Below are 13,238 nucleotides of genomic sequence, written 5' to 3'. Positions count from 1 at the left end.
CGGCGCGGCGTCATGTACCAATTGGGAGGTGGCGTGCAATAAAGGCGCGGCGCGCGACAGTTGGGCGCGGATTGATTGCTATAATGCAATTTCATTGTTAATTTTGAGCTCGCCACCATGCCGTTCACCTTTCCCGTCCTGATCGCGCTCGCGGCCTTGCTGACCTGTCTTTGGCCGGGCGCGGCCCCCGCCCAGCAACTGCCGCTGCGCTATCTGACGCAGCAGGATGGCTTGCGCAACCTGTCGATCAGCTCGCTTGCCCAGGACCAGGACGGCTACCTGTGGGCCGGCACCGACAACGGCCTGTTCCGCTACAACGGCGCGGAGTTCAGGCGCTTCGCCCAGGCCGACGGATTGGCCGGCATCCAGATCGTCGCCTTGCTGGCCGATCGGCGTCAGCGCCTGTGGGTGGCCGCCTCGGACGGCTTGTACGTGCGCGCGGGCGGCCGTCTGTTTCCGGTGGCTAGCGGGGGAGCGGCGTTCGCGATCGATTCGGGCCAGCCGCTGGCCGACGGGCCGGACGGCAGCGTGATGGTCGTGAGCGATACCCATTTGTTGCAGGCGTCCGAGGTGGACGGCAAGGCGTCTGCACGCCTGTTTTTCTCCGAGGAGCAACGTCGGCGCATACCGGACCTGGACGTGATCCGCAGCGTCATGGCCGACGCCGACGGCCGGCTGTGGATGGGCTGCGGCAAAGCGCTGTGCGTGGCCGGTCCCGACGGCGTCACCGTGCGCGGCCCGGCCGACGGCGTGCCGGCCGAGTACTGGCTCAATCTGCGCAGGACGGCCGATGGCGCGCTGTGGGCGCGCGGCAAGGACCACGTCATCGTGCTCGAACCGGGCGCCGAGCGCTTCATCGACCGCACGCCGCCGGGCGAGGTCATGCGCAAGGCCAACATGGGCACCGCGCTGGTGGAGGACGGCGATCAGCGCGTGCTCATGACCATGGACCACGGCGTGGCGCGCTGGAGCGCGGGACGGTGGGAATTCTTCGGCCCGGGCAACGGCCTGAAGATGGGTGGCGGCGTGCCGGCCATGCTGGTCGACCGCGACCAGGGGCTGTGGCTGGGCACTGGCGGCCATGGCCTGGCGCGCTGGCTGGGCTACGACAACTGGGAAAACTGGGGCACGGCGCAGGGCCTGCCCGACGACATGGTGTTCGCCTTCCTGCGCGACGGCCAGGGCCGCCTGCGCATCGGCACCCGCTCCGGCCTGGCGATGCTGGAAGGGGGCGCCGCCACGCGGGCCGTGCCGGTGCCCGGTTATCCGTCCCAGCAGTGGAACAGCATGGCGCTCGACCACGACGGCAATTTGTGGACCTCCAGCTACATCGGCTCGCTGATGCGCGAGGACGCCCGCAGCGGCGCCGTCACGCAGGTGGCCAAGATGCCGATGATTTTCAAACTGCTGGTCGACCGCAAGGGGCGCCTGTGGATCAGCACCGCCGAAGGCCTGTATGTGATCGAGCGGCCGGGATCGGGCGCGGCGCCGATGCGGCCGGCCGGGCTGGCCGCGGGCAGCGGACTGCTGGCGGTGGGGACGCGCCGCAGTTGTGAGAGCGGCGACGGCACGTTGTGGTTTTTGAGCGAACACATGCTGTGGCGCCTGCGCGAAGGGCGCTGGGACAGCTACCCGTTGGGGGCCAAGGAAGAGCCGGAGTTCGACTCCCTGGCCTGTTCCGCCGACGGTTCGTTGTGGCTGGGCCAGGTGCCCTCCGCGCTATGGCGCGCCGAGGCGGGGCCGGGCGGCCTGGTCAAGCGCGCGCAGGCCGTGCCGCTGCTGCGCGACAAGGCGCTGGCGGCCATCCACGAGGACGCCGATGGCTGGCTGTGGCTGACCACCGACTCCGGCCTGGTGGTGTGGGACCGGCAGCAGTGGCGCCAGTTCGACAGCGGCGACGGCCTGGTGTGGAACGAATTGAACGCCCGGCCGCTGTACGAGGAGGTCGACGGCACCGTCTGGCTGGCCAGCACCAACGGCGCCTCGCAGGTCAAACGGCCCGGGAAACTGTTCGCGCCGTACGCGATGTCGGCCATCGTCGAGGCGGTCGATCGCGACGGCAAGGCGCTGACCTTGCGCGACGGCGACGCGCTGCCGTGGTCGGCCGGCGCGCTCAGCTTCAGCATGGCCAGCCTCAGTTACCAGCACCGCGGCGCCTTGCGTTTCCGCTACCGGCTGGCCGGGCTGGAGACGGAATGGACCACCACCGCCGTGCCGCGCCTGCGCTACGCGGCGCTGCCGCCCGGCCAATACCGGCTGCAATACGCGGTGGAAAACATCGACACCCAGAGCAAGTCGGAGCTGCGCGAGCTGCGCTTTTCGATCCTGCCGCCATGGTGGCTGAGCGACTGGTTCTTCCTGCTGTGCGCGGTCGTCGCCCTGCTCGCGCTATGGGGCCTGTACCGCTACCGGGTGCGCGGCCTGCGCCGCCACAACGCCGAGATGGAAAGCCTGGTGAAGGCCCGCACCGTCGAGCTGGAGTCGCGCACGCGCGAGCTCGAATTGTCGCAGGAAGCCTTGCGCGAGCGGGCGCTGCGCGACGGCCTGACCAAGGCGTGGAACCGGGTGGCGATGCTGGAGATGATGGACCAGGAAATCCTGAAGTCCGGGCGCCAGGGCAGCACGTTCCTGCTGTGCCTGCTGGACCTGGACCACTTCAAGCGCATCAACGACACCCACGGCCACCTGGCCGGCGACGCCGTGTTGCGCGAACTTGTGCCGCGCCTTGCCGGCGGCCTGCGCGCCTACGACCTGGTGGGGCGCTACGGCGGCGAGGAGTTCCTGGTGCTGCTGACGGACCTGAACCAGGCCACCGGCGCGGGCAGGGTCGAGGCGATGCGCGCGGCGGTGGCGGCCACGCCGTTCGACATCGGCGAGGGCCGCACCTTGGCGGTGACGGCCAGCTTCGGCGTGGCCGAGTTCGATCCGGCGCAACCGGCGGCCGGCCTGGAACTGGTGCGGCGCGCCGACCTGGCGTTGTACCGCGCCAAGCAGCAGGGCCGCAACCGGGTCGAGTTCGCCGGTCCGGGCGATCTCCAGCCCTAGCGGGCGGGGTAGAATTGACGCTTCGGCGAAATCATATGCCGTCCCACAACTACTTCGAGGAGAGCACCGTTGATTTACGAATTACGCGTCTACCACTGCGCCGCCGGCCGGCTGCCGGCCTTGCACAAACGATTTTCGCACGTGACCTTGCCGCTGTGGCATAAGCACGGCATCGAACAGGCCGGCTTCTTCACCACGGTGGTCGGTCCGAGCAACCAGACCTTGACCTATATGCTGAAGTGGGAAAGCCTGGCCGAGCGCGAGACCAAGTGGAATGCGTTCGCCACCGATCCCGAATGGGTGGCCGCGCGCGCCGCGTCGGAGGCCGACGGCATCATCGTCGAGCGCATCGAGAACTCGTTGCTGGAGCCTACCGCGTATTCGTCGGTAAGTTGACTGCCCACCCGGGAGCCGCACGTCGCGCCGCCCGCCGCTGCGCTTGTAGCGCTTCTATCCAAGCGGTAGTCGGCATCGTCGACGCCGACCAGCGTCTGGCGGGATGCATTTGATTAGTATTGAGTTCGGGGCGTGTATTCAATGCGATAATATGCATGCATACGACTCGCTCAATGAGGTGTTCTAATGGCAATGCTGACCGTTCGCAATCTCCCTGACGAGGTTCACCGGGCCTTGCGCGTGCGTGCTGCCGAACACGGACGTAGCACCGAGGCCGAGGTTCGTGAAATCCTTTCCGCAGCAGTGACACCCCAGGGGCGAGTGCGCCTTGGCGATGCCATGGTCACCTTGGCGCAAGGGATAGGCCTGACGGACGAGGAAGTCGAGGCTTTGGAGCGGACGAGGGCTACGGCACCGGCCGAGCCGCGCAGTTTTGAATGATTCTTCTCGACACTAACGTCGTTTCCGAGATGATGAAGTCCGCAGCCAGCCCGGTCGTGAGGGCTTGGTCGGCGTCGCGGCGCTTTATCGTCGCGTCGCGCGACACAGCGCCGTTCCAGGCGGCTGGTGTCGTCGTTATCAATCCGTGGGACCTGGGATCGTCGCCGGCGTAAAAAAGGGAAGCCCGCGGGCTTCCCTTTTTGCTGTGGCGGCGCGGCGCCAGGCGCCGCGTTATTCACAAGCCGATCGTCAGATGCTTTCCAGCGCCGCGTTGAAGCTGGCGCTAGGACGCATGATCGCTTCGGTCTTGGCCGGGTCCGGATAGTAGTAGCCGCCGATGTCCATCGGCTTGCCCTGTACATCCTTGAGCTCGCCGACGATCTTGCCTTCGTTCTCGGCCAGCGCCTTGGCCAGCGGCGCGAAGTGCGCTTGCAGCTCGGCGTCGTCGGTCTGCGCGGCCAAGGCCTGGGCCCAGTACAGCGCCAGGTAGAAGTGGCTGCCACGGTTGTCGAGCTCACCGGTGCGCGACGACGGCGATTTGCTGTTGTCGAGCAGCTTGCCGGTGGCGACGTCCAGCGTCTGCGCCAGGATCTTGGCCTTGGCGTTGCCTTCCTTGATGCCAAGCTCTTCCAGCGAGACGGCCAGCGCCAGGAATTCGCCCAGCGAATCCCAGCGCAGGTGGTTTTCCTCGACCAGCTGCTTGACGTGCTTCGGCGCCGAACCGCCGGCGCCGGTTTCGTACATGCCGCCACCGGCCATCAGCGGCACGATCGACAGCATCTTGGCGCTGGTGCCCAGTTCCAGGATCGGGAACAGGTCGGTCAGGTAGTCGCGCAGGATGTTGCCGGTCACCGAGATGGTGTCGAGGCCGCGCGAGACGCGTTCCAGCGTGTAGCGCATGGCGCGCGTCTGCGACATGATGTGGATGTCCAGGCCGCTGGTGTCGTGGTCCTTGAGGTAGAGCTGGACTTTCTTGATCACTTCGGCTTCGTGCGGACGGTAGGTGTCGAGCCAGAACACGGCCGGCATGCCGGACTGGCGGGCGCGGGTGACGGCCAGCTTGACCCAGTCGCGGATCGGCGCGTCCTTGACCTGGCACATGCGCCAGATGTCGCCCGCTTCGACGGTCTGGGTCAGCAGCACTTCGCCCGTGTCGAGGTCGGTGATGTTGGCGATGCCGCCTTCGGCCACCTCGAACGTCTTGTCGTGCGAGCCGTATTCCTCGGCCTGCTGGGCCATCAGGCCGACGTTGGGCACGGTGCCCATGGTGGTCGGGTCGAAGTTGCCGTGCCATTTGCAGAAGTTGATCATCTCCTGGTAGATGCGGGCGAAGGTCGATTCCGGCATGACCGCCTTGACGTCGGCGGTGCGGCCGTCGGCGCCCCACATCTTGCCGCCGATGCGGATCATGGCCGGCATCGAGGCGTCGACGATCACGTCGTTGGGCGAATGGAAGTTGGTGATGCCCTTGGCCGAGTCGACCATGGCCAGCTTGGGACGGTGCTCCAGGCAGGCGTGCAGGTCCTTCATGACCTCTTCCTTCTGCGACGACGGCAGCTTGTCGATCTTGTCGTACAGGTTGACCATGCCGTTGTTGACGTTCACGCCCAGTTCCTCGAACAGCTTGGCGTGTTTCTCGAACGCGTCCTTGTAGAAGATGCGCACGCAGTGGCCGAACACGATCGGGTGCGACACCTTCATCATCGTCGCCTTGACGTGCAGCGAGAACATCACGCCGGTCTTGTAGGCGTCGTCGATTTCCTTCTCGTAGAACGCCAGCAGGGCTTTCTTGCTCATGAACATGGAGTCGATGATCTCGCCGGCCTGCAGCGCGACCTTCGGCTTGAGCACGATGGCCTTGCCCGACGCGGTCAGCAGTTCCATCTTGACGTTGCGGGCCTTGTCCAGGGTCAGCGATTTTTCACCGTGGTAGAAGTCGCCGCCGTGCATGTGCGACACGTGGGTGCGCGACGCCTGGCTCCATTCGCCCATCGAGTGCGGGTGCTTGCGGGCGTATTCCTTGACAGCCTTGGGGGCGCGGCGATCGGAGTTGCCTTCGCGCAGGACCGGGTTCACGGCCGAGCCGGTGCACTTGCTGTAGCGCGCCTTGAGGGCTTTTTCCTCGTCGGTTTTCGGGTCTTCCGGGAAGTCGGGCAGGGCGTAGCCCTTTTCCTGCAGTTCGCGGATGGCGGCCTGCAACTGGGCCACCGAGGCCGAGATGTTGGGCAGTTTGATGATGTTGGCTTCAGGCTTGAGGGTCAGGGCGCCCAGTTCGGCCAGGGTGTTCGGGACTTTTTGCGCGTCGGTCAGGAATTCCGGGAATTCGGCCAGCACGCGGGAGGCGACGGAAATATCCTTGGCGACAACATCGACGCCGGCCGGCGCGGTGAACTTTTTGATAATGGGTAGCAGGGAATACGTCGCCAGCAACGGCGCCTCGTCAGTCAGTGTGTAGATGATTTTTGACTTTTGTGTTGACATTGTCATTCCCTTGTAAGCGTAGTGTTTGGAGTTAATGTTCCCGTCCCGGGCGCAGGATGACTGCGTAAACCCGGTGCGGCTGGTGCGCTGGCGCGGTCGCCATTCCCACTCAAGCGCTTATTTTAGGACAATACTGGCCGGCTTGGGCGGAAACCCCTTCAAAGGACGAGGTTTGGGCCGTTTTTAACCTGGGTACGACCCAAGGCCGCTAACTTAAGCGTTCATCTAAACCACGTAGGGCGGATTAGCGCAGCGTAATCGGCCAAGAGCCGTCGGCGGCTCATGGCCGATTACGGCGTTCCGCCTAATCCGCCCTACGAAAATCGGCTTAACTTGGGGGCAGCGCTTCCAGGGTGAAAAGTGGGCGGGTGTAGGGCTATTGGATTGTTGCCGTGCAATATGTGCTATTGTGCCGGACGGTCCTCGTTCACCGTCCCAGCAGCCCGCCTAGTTGACGACTGGAAAAACAAGTTTCTCCATGCGTCTCAACGACCCCAATCAAAACCACCTGCTCGCGGCCCTGTTGGAGTCCGATTTCGCGCGCCTGTCGCCGCACCTCGAACCGATCATGATGCGGCTGGGCGACGTGCTGTACGAGTCCGGCGGACAACTTCAGCATGTTTATTTCCCGACATCGGCAATCGTTTCTCTGCACTATGTGCTGGAAAACGGCGGCTCGTCCGAGATCGCCGGCGTCGGCAACGAGGGCATCCTCGGCATCTCATTGTTTATGGGTGGAAATACAACGCCGAGCCGCGCGGTGGTGCAAACGGCCGGCCACGGCTACCGGCTCAAGTCGCACATCCTGATGGAGGAGTTCAACCGCGCCGGCCCCGTCATGCGGCTGCTGCTGCGCTACACGCAGGCGCTGCTGACGCAGATGTCGCAAACGGCCGTCTGCAACCGCCACCATACGGTCGAACAGCAACTGTGCCGCTGGCTGCTGCTCACGCTCGACCGGCTGCCCGGCAACGAGCTGACGATGACGCAGGAATTGATCGCCAACATGCTGGGCGTGCGCCGCGAGGGTGTCACCGTCGCCGCCGGCAAGTTGCAGGAGAACGGCTACATCAGCTACCGCCGCGGCCATATCACCGTGCTCGACCGGGTCGGCCTGGAGGCCGAGGTGTGCGAGTGCTACGACGTCGTCAAAAAGGAATTCGCGCGGCTGATGTCAGACGTGCTGCAACGCCAAGGATCGCAATGAGCCCCCACCACACCGACGCGCCGCTGCTCAAGGCCGACGCCCTGCAGCAGGCCATCTTCAAGAGCGCCAATTTTTCCTGCATCGCCACCGACGCCCAGGGCGTCATCCAGCTGTTCAACGTCGGCGCCGAGCGCATGCTCGGCTATAGCGCCGGCGAGGTCGTCAACCTGATCACGCCGGCCGGTATTTCCGACGCCCAGGAGATGATCGAGCGGGCCGAGGCGCTGAGCCTGGAGCTGGGCACCACCATCCGCCCCGGCTTCGAGGCGCTGGCCTTCAAGGCCTCGCGCGGCATCGAGGACATGTACGAGCTGACCTATGTGCGCAAGGACGGCAGCCGTTTCCCCGCCATCGTCTCGGTCAGTCCGCTGCGCGACGGCGACGACAAGATCATCGGTTATCTGCTGATCGGCACCGACAACACGGCCCGCAAGCAGGTCGAGGACGCGCAGGCCGTGCTCGACGCCCGTCTGCGCGAGCAGCAACTGGCGCTGCAGGAGACCAATGTCGAACTGGAGGCCGCGCGCGCCATCGCGGACAAGGCCAACCGGGCCAAATCGGAGTTCCTGTCGAGCATGAGCCACGAGCTGCGCACGCCGCTCAACGCCGTGCTCGGCTTCGCCCAGTTGCTGGCGTCGGACAAGCCGCCGCCGACCCCTTCGCAGTTGCGCTCGATCGACCAGATCCTCAAGGGCGGCTGGTATCTGCTGCAACTGATTAACGAGATTCTCGACCTGGCCATGATCGAATCGGGCAAGGTGACGATGTCGCAGGAATCGATGGGGCTGTCCGACGTGCTCAAGGATTGCCAGGCGATGGTGGGGCCGCAGGCGCAAAAGCGGGGCATCCGGCTCGTGTTCAGCCCGATGGCCAGGCCGTTCTTCGTCCACGCCGACCGCACCCGCGTCAAGCAGGTGATGATCAACCTGCTGTCGAACGCCATCAAATACAACCGCGTCGGCGGCAGCGTGACGGTGGCCTGCGGCGAGGGCAGCGACGGCATGGTGCGGGTCAGCGTGGCCGACACCGGCGCCGGCCTGAGCCGCGAGCAGATCGCCCACCTGTTCGAGCCGTTCAACCGCCTCGGCCAGGAGGAGGGCGGCGAGGAGGGCACCGGCATCGGCCTGGTCGTCACCAAGCAACTGGTGGAACTGATGCACGGTTCCATCGGCGTCGACAGCGCCGTCGGCGCCGGCACCACGTTCTGGGTCGAGCTGGCCGCCAGCGACGAACCGGTGCTGGAGATGGCCGCGTTCGACACGAGCACCTATATCGATGCGCAGGTGGTCTCCGCGCCGCGCACCCTGCTGTATGTCGAAGACAACCCGGCCAACCTGAACCTGGTCGAGCAATTGATCACGCGCCGCCCCGACCTGAAGTTGTTGACGGCGATCGACGGCTATGCCGGCATCCAGCTGGCGCGCACCTACCAGCCGGACGTGATTCTGATGGACATCAACCTGCCCGGCGTCAGCGGTTTCGGTTGCCTGAAGATACTGCAGGAAGACGCGACCACGGCCCACATCCCGGTGATGGCGCTGTCGGCCAACGCCATGCCGCGCGACATAGAAAAAGGCGTGGAGGCCGGTTTCTTCCGCTATCTGACCAAACCCATCAACGTGGCCCAGTTCATGGACGCATTGGACCTGGCGCTGGCGTTCGCCGCCGCCCACAAGGAAGTGCAATGATAGACGCCACCCAGCTGTTAAACGCCAGTATCCTGATCGTCGACGACCAGGAGGCCAACGTCATGCTGCTCGAGCGCATGCTGGACAACGCCGGCTACACCCGGGTCAGCAGCACGATGGACCCGTTCGCCGTCGGCGCGCTGCACCTGGCCAACCACTACGACCTGATCCTGCTCGACCTGCAAATGCCGGGCATGGACGGCTTCGAGGTGCTGGAGGCGCTCAAGTCGATCGAGCCCGACGGCTATGTGCCGGTGCTGGTGGTGACCGCCCAGCCCGGCCACAAGCTGCGCGCGCTGCAGGCCGGCGCCAAGGACTTTGTCGCCAAGCCGTTCGAGCTGGTCGAGGTCGAGACGCGCATCCGCAACATGCTCGAAGTGCGCCTGCTGCACCGCCAGCTCAACCGCTACAACCAGCAGCTGGAACACCAGGTGATGGAACGCACGGCCGAGTTGCGCGCCAGCGAGGCCCGCTTCCAGCGTTTCGCCGAGCTGTCGAGCGACTGGTACTGGGAACAGGACGCCGAAGGCAAGCTCAGGCACTGGTCGGGACCGGTGATGGACATGGTCGGCATCGGCGCCAGCGCCGCCGACGGCTGGGACGTGGCCGAGCGCGCGACCTTGGAAGCCAACATCGCCGAGCGCAAGCCTTTCCTCGACTTCGTCTACCGGCGCACCGCCGCCAACGGCAGGGTGCAGTATCTGCAGGTCAGCGGCGAGCCGATGTTCGACGAGGCCAGCCGCTTCGTCGGCTACCGTGGCGTGGGGCGGGACGTGACGGCGATGGCGGCGATGTTCGCAGGTACGGCTGACCGCTGAAGGTAGAATGCCACGGAGACACGTAGGGCGGATTAGGCGGAACGCCGTAATCGGCCATGCGTGCGCCGCTGGCGGCTCATGGCCGATTACGCTACGCTAATCCGCCCTACGTGAATCAGAGGAATGCCCATGCTCCTGCCTAATGAATCGCTGTTGACCGACGCGCTGCCGTTCCCCGCACTGATCCAGGCGTTGCGAGACGCCTTCGCCGCCGGCGCCGACGTCCCCCTGCGCCACACCCACCACATCGGCACCGGCGACACCGCCGGCATCTCGCTGCTGATGCCCGCCTGGGACGCCGACGGCTTCTACGGCGTCAAGATCGTCAACATCTACGGCAACAACCACCAGCGCAACAAGCCCGGCCTGCACGCCACCTATATCCTGCACGACGCCACCACAGGCGAGCCGCTGGCCATCTTCGACGGCAATGTCATCACCTCGCGCCGCACCGCCGCCGCCTCGGCGCTGGGCGTCGACTACCTGGCCAGGAAGGATGCGCGCTCGCTGCTGGTATGCGGCGCGGGGCGGGTCGGCAGCCTGCTGGCGCCGGCCATCGCCACCGTGCGGCAACTGGACGACATCATGGTCTGGGATATAGCCGCCGGCGCCGCCGAGCGGACGGTGCGGGCGCTGCTGGCGCGGGGCTTGCCGGCCCGCGTCGCGCCCGCGCTGGAACCGGCCGCGCGCGCCGCCGACATCATCACGTGCGCCACGCTCGCCAGCGAACCGTTCCTGCGGGCCGAATGGCTGGCGGCGGGCAGCCACGTCGATCTGGTGGGCGGCTTCACGCCGCGGATGTGCGAGGCCGAGCCGGCGTGCTTCGCCGGCGCCGGCGTCTGGGTGGACACGGCCGAAGCCGCGCAAAAGTCGGGTGACATCCTCAACGCGATTGCCGCCGGTTGCCTGAAGGCGGAGGAGATACGCGGCGACCTCGCGGCGCTGGCGCGCGGACAATGCACCGGCCGCACGTCGCCGGAGCAACGCACGGTATTCAAGGCGGTCGGCACGGCGCTGGAAGACCTCGCCGCCGGCAAGTTGGCCTTCAAAAGCCTGGCAGGCACGTAGGGCGGATTAGCGCAGCGTAATCGGCCATGCATGCACCGTTGGCGGCGCATAAATGGCCGATTACGGCGTTCCGCCTAATCCGCCCTACGTGTCTCCGCGCATCGCCCACGCCTCAGTGCTGATGGATACCGGCGCTGTTGCCGCTGCCCGTCTGCGTGATGCCGGCCGCGAAGCCTTCACCGATTTGCGTGATCCAGGCGACGTTCGGCGTGTCGGAGAGGGGACCGGCCTGCGTCACCGATGCCGTGTTGAGCGCGCCGAGCTGGCCGATGGTCGCGCCGTTCGACCCGGAATTCTGGTGGACGGTGGCCGTGTTGGCGTTCCCCGTTTGCGTCGTCACCGCGCCGCCGGCTGCGTAGACGTTGGTGATCGCCAGATTGCCCATGCCGTTCTGGTTGATGTAGGCCTCGGTCGCAAAACCTGTCGAGGTCAGGCTGCCGCGCGCCTCGTTGCCGGTGCCGGTCTGGCTGATGCCCATGCCTGAGTAAAAGGCGTCGTCGTAGGTGACGGTGGCGCGGTTGGCCGTGCCTTCCTGGTAAATCGGCAAGCCCGCATAGCCCGACCAGTTCCGTCTAACGGTGATGACATTGTCCGAGCCGTACTGCTCGGGGCGGAAGCTGAGCGCCCCGACGTCGGTGGCGATGTCGTCGATTATGTTGCGCTCCCCGTGCTGTTCCACCCGGATGGTCGATTCGTACGCGCCGTTCTGCACCAAACTGACGGCGTTGCCGGTGCCGGTCTGATTGAGGTAGGCGAAGCCGAAGAAGCCGCCTTCGTTGATGTGCTGAAGCGTGAGCTGGTTGGCGTCGCCTATCTGGCTGACGGCGACGATCATGCCGGGCGTATCGCGCAGCAGGATGCCGCCGGTGCGGCTGGCGGGGTCGCCGACCATGTTGTAGTTGCCGGTCTGGGCAATGGAGACGGCGGAGCCTTCGCTGGCCTGGTTCTGGTCGACGTAGGCTTGATTGCCGATGCCCGTCTGCGTGACGGTGGCCGTGGTGCCGGGGACCTGTGCGAACGCGCCGGGGACGGTCAGCGCCAGGGACAACGCCAGGCCGACGGCGGCGGTGGATTTTGGATGGTTCATGATCATTCCTTACGGTGATGAAAAAACGTTGAGGATCGGAGGTCAATGCTGGTGGATGCCCGCGCTGTTGCCGCTGCCCGTCTGCGTGATGCTGGCCGAGAAGCCGTCGCCGGTTTGGGTGATCCAGGCGACGTTCGGCGTTTCGAACGCGGGTGTGCCGGCGCCGGTTTGCGTGATCGACGCCGTGTTGAGGTTGCCCAGCTGGGTGATGGTCGACCTGTTGGAATTGAGCCGCTGAGTGATGGCCGCCTGATTGTCATTCCCGGTCTGCAGGGTTGTGGCGAAGTTATCCAGATCGTTGGTGACGCTCGTCGATCGATTGCGCGCGCCGTTTTGCACCACGTCCGTGTCGCCGAACAGCGTGTCGATCCGGATCGCGGTGGCCTCGTTGCCGGTGCCGACCTGGCGGACATCGACGAAGGAGTACGTGCCATTGTGCTGGTTGAGCGTGGCGCGGTTGCCGACGCCTTCCTGGGACACCGATGGGCCGCCAAACCCGGAGTCGCTGCGGTTCAGGCCGATTACATTGTCGGACCCGGTCTGGTACGCGCTGAAGCCGAACGCCAGCGACTGTGTTCCGCCAGCGTCGACCAGGTTGCGCTCCCCGCTCTGTTCAATCCGCACGCCGGATTCGTACACGCCATCCTGGCGCACCATGGCGATATTGCCCGTGCCGGTCTGGTTGATGGTGGCGCCGTCGAAATCGCCGCCGTCCTGGGCGAGCGCCGCCCGGTTGTTGTCGCCCAGCTGGTTGACGAAGATACGCATGCGGTTGGTGTCGCGCTGCAGGATGCCGCCGGTCCGGCCGCCCGGGTCGCCCACGCTGTTGTCGTTGCCATTCTGCGTGACGGTCACTTGCGATTCGCTGGTGACCTGTTGCTGCTCGACATAGGACTGGTTGCCGAAGCCGCTTTGGGTAATCCCGGCGGTGGTCTGGAACTGCGCGGACGCGCTGGAAAAGGCCAGCAGCAAGCCGGCGGCGAGAGGGGGGATCGCAGGTTTCATGG

11 protein-coding genes are annotated in these 13,238 nt (G+C 65.7%); 8 read left to right on the top strand and 3 right to left on the bottom strand.

What is annotated here, in order from left to right:
- The first annotated feature begins 117 nt into the window (after window positions 1-117).
- From AC07P1_RS20790 to AC07P1_RS20775, 4 genes are all read left to right on the top strand, one after another.
- Window positions 118-3,045, top strand: a complete 2,928-nt coding sequence (locus AC07P1_RS20790) for a ligand-binding sensor domain-containing diguanylate cyclase (protein WP_494697603.1) — start codon at window positions 118-120, stop codon at window positions 3,043-3,045.
- Between the two features lie 69 nt (window positions 3,046-3,114).
- Entirely contained in the window at window positions 3,115-3,441 is a 327-nt protein-coding gene (locus tag AC07P1_RS20785) for an NIPSNAP family protein (RefSeq protein WP_494697602.1), read from the top strand.
- Between the two features lie 186 nt (window positions 3,442-3,627).
- Window positions 3,628-3,882, top strand: coding sequence for a FitA-like ribbon-helix-helix domain-containing protein (locus AC07P1_RS20780; RefSeq protein ID WP_494697601.1), 255 nt, complete (start codon window positions 3,628-3,630; stop codon window positions 3,880-3,882).
- The gene (locus AC07P1_RS20775) at window positions 3,879-4,055 is read left to right on the top strand and encodes a hypothetical protein (RefSeq protein ID WP_494697600.1); all 177 of its coding nucleotides are present in this window, start codon (window positions 3,879-3,881) and stop codon (window positions 4,053-4,055) included. Before AC07P1_RS20780 ends, AC07P1_RS20775 begins: the two co-directional genes overlap by 4 nt.
- Window positions 4,056-4,131: 76 nt before the next feature.
- Here AC07P1_RS20775 and AC07P1_RS20770 read toward each other — a convergent pair whose 3' ends face one another.
- Window positions 4,132-6,363 carry an NADP-dependent isocitrate dehydrogenase gene (locus AC07P1_RS20770; protein ID WP_494697599.1) on the bottom strand — a complete coding sequence of 744 codons (2,232 nt, stop codon included), beginning with the start codon at window positions 6,361-6,363 and terminating at the stop codon, window positions 4,132-4,134.
- Between the two features lie 478 nt (window positions 6,364-6,841).
- On the opposite strand from AC07P1_RS20770, the gene AC07P1_RS20765 reads away from it, so the two are divergent.
- From AC07P1_RS20765 to lhpI, 4 genes are all read left to right on the top strand, one after another.
- Window positions 6,842-7,570 (top strand): Crp/Fnr family transcriptional regulator, encoded by a 729-nt coding sequence (locus AC07P1_RS20765; protein ID WP_363498680.1) that lies wholly within the window; start codon window positions 6,842-6,844, stop codon window positions 7,568-7,570.
- Window positions 7,567-9,258 carry a PAS domain-containing hybrid sensor histidine kinase/response regulator gene (locus AC07P1_RS20760; RefSeq protein ID WP_494697598.1) on the top strand — a complete coding sequence of 564 codons (1,692 nt, stop codon included), beginning with the start codon at window positions 7,567-7,569 and terminating at the stop codon, window positions 9,256-9,258. Before AC07P1_RS20765 ends, AC07P1_RS20760 begins: the two co-directional genes overlap by 4 nt.
- Window positions 9,255-10,076 carry a response regulator gene (locus AC07P1_RS20755; RefSeq protein ID WP_494697597.1) on the top strand — a complete coding sequence of 274 codons (822 nt, stop codon included), beginning with the start codon at window positions 9,255-9,257 and terminating at the stop codon, window positions 10,074-10,076. The genes AC07P1_RS20760 and AC07P1_RS20755 overlap by 4 nt, the downstream gene beginning before the upstream one ends.
- A 129-nt stretch (window positions 10,077-10,205) precedes the next feature.
- Window positions 10,206-11,144, top strand: a complete 939-nt coding sequence (lhpI, locus tag AC07P1_RS20750) for a bifunctional Delta(1)-pyrroline-2-carboxylate/Delta(1)-piperideine-2-carboxylate reductase (protein WP_494697596.1) — start codon at window positions 10,206-10,208, stop codon at window positions 11,142-11,144.
- Window positions 11,145-11,256: 112 nt separating this feature from the next.
- Here lhpI and AC07P1_RS20745 read toward each other — a convergent pair whose 3' ends face one another.
- Together AC07P1_RS20745 and AC07P1_RS20740 are read right to left on the bottom strand one after the other, a co-directional pair.
- On the bottom strand, window positions 11,257-12,231 hold the full coding sequence (locus tag AC07P1_RS20745) for a hypothetical protein (RefSeq protein WP_494697595.1): 975 nt from the start codon (window positions 12,229-12,231) through the stop codon (window positions 11,257-11,259).
- 42 nt (window positions 12,232-12,273) lie between these two features.
- The gene (locus tag AC07P1_RS20740) at window positions 12,274-13,236 is read right to left on the bottom strand and encodes a hypothetical protein (protein WP_494697594.1); all 963 of its coding nucleotides are present in this window, start codon (window positions 13,234-13,236) and stop codon (window positions 12,274-12,276) included.
- Window positions 13,237-13,238: the final 2 nt, after the last annotated feature.

It is taken from the genome of Duganella sp. GW821-FHT07F09, from assembly GCF_059418705.1.
The sequence above is the reverse complement of the archived record's forward strand: the minus strand, read 5'-3'. Positions and strand labels throughout refer to the sequence as shown.

Excerpts from the sequence above, each read along its gene's own strand:
- AC07P1_RS20790 (WP_494697603.1), top strand. The coding sequence starts at position 118 with ATGCCGTTCACCTTTCCCGTCCTGATCGCGCTCGCGGCCTTGCTGACC.
- AC07P1_RS20780 (WP_494697601.1), top strand. The coding sequence starts at position 3,628 with ATGGCAATGCTGACCGTTCGCAATCTCCCTGACGAGGTTCACCGGGCC.
- AC07P1_RS20775 (WP_494697600.1), top strand. The coding sequence starts at position 3,879 with ATGATTCTTCTCGACACTAACGTCGTTTCCGAGATGATGAAGTCCGCA.
- AC07P1_RS20770 (WP_494697599.1), bottom strand. The coding sequence starts at position 6,363 with ATGTCAACACAAAAGTCAAAAATCATCTACACACTGACTGACGAGGCG.
- AC07P1_RS20765 (WP_363498680.1), top strand. The coding sequence starts at position 6,842 with ATGCGTCTCAACGACCCCAATCAAAACCACCTGCTCGCGGCCCTGTTG.
- AC07P1_RS20760 (WP_494697598.1), top strand. The coding sequence starts at position 7,567 with ATGAGCCCCCACCACACCGACGCGCCGCTGCTCAAGGCCGACGCCCTG.
- AC07P1_RS20755 (WP_494697597.1), top strand. The coding sequence starts at position 9,255 with ATGATAGACGCCACCCAGCTGTTAAACGCCAGTATCCTGATCGTCGAC.
- lhpI (WP_494697596.1), top strand. The coding sequence starts at position 10,206 with ATGCTCCTGCCTAATGAATCGCTGTTGACCGACGCGCTGCCGTTCCCC.
- AC07P1_RS20745 (WP_494697595.1), bottom strand. The coding sequence starts at position 12,231 with ATGAACCATCCAAAATCCACCGCCGCCGTCGGCCTGGCGTTGTCCCTG.
- AC07P1_RS20740 (WP_494697594.1), bottom strand. The coding sequence starts at position 13,236 with ATGAAACCTGCGATCCCCCCTCTCGCCGCCGGCTTGCTGCTGGCCTTT.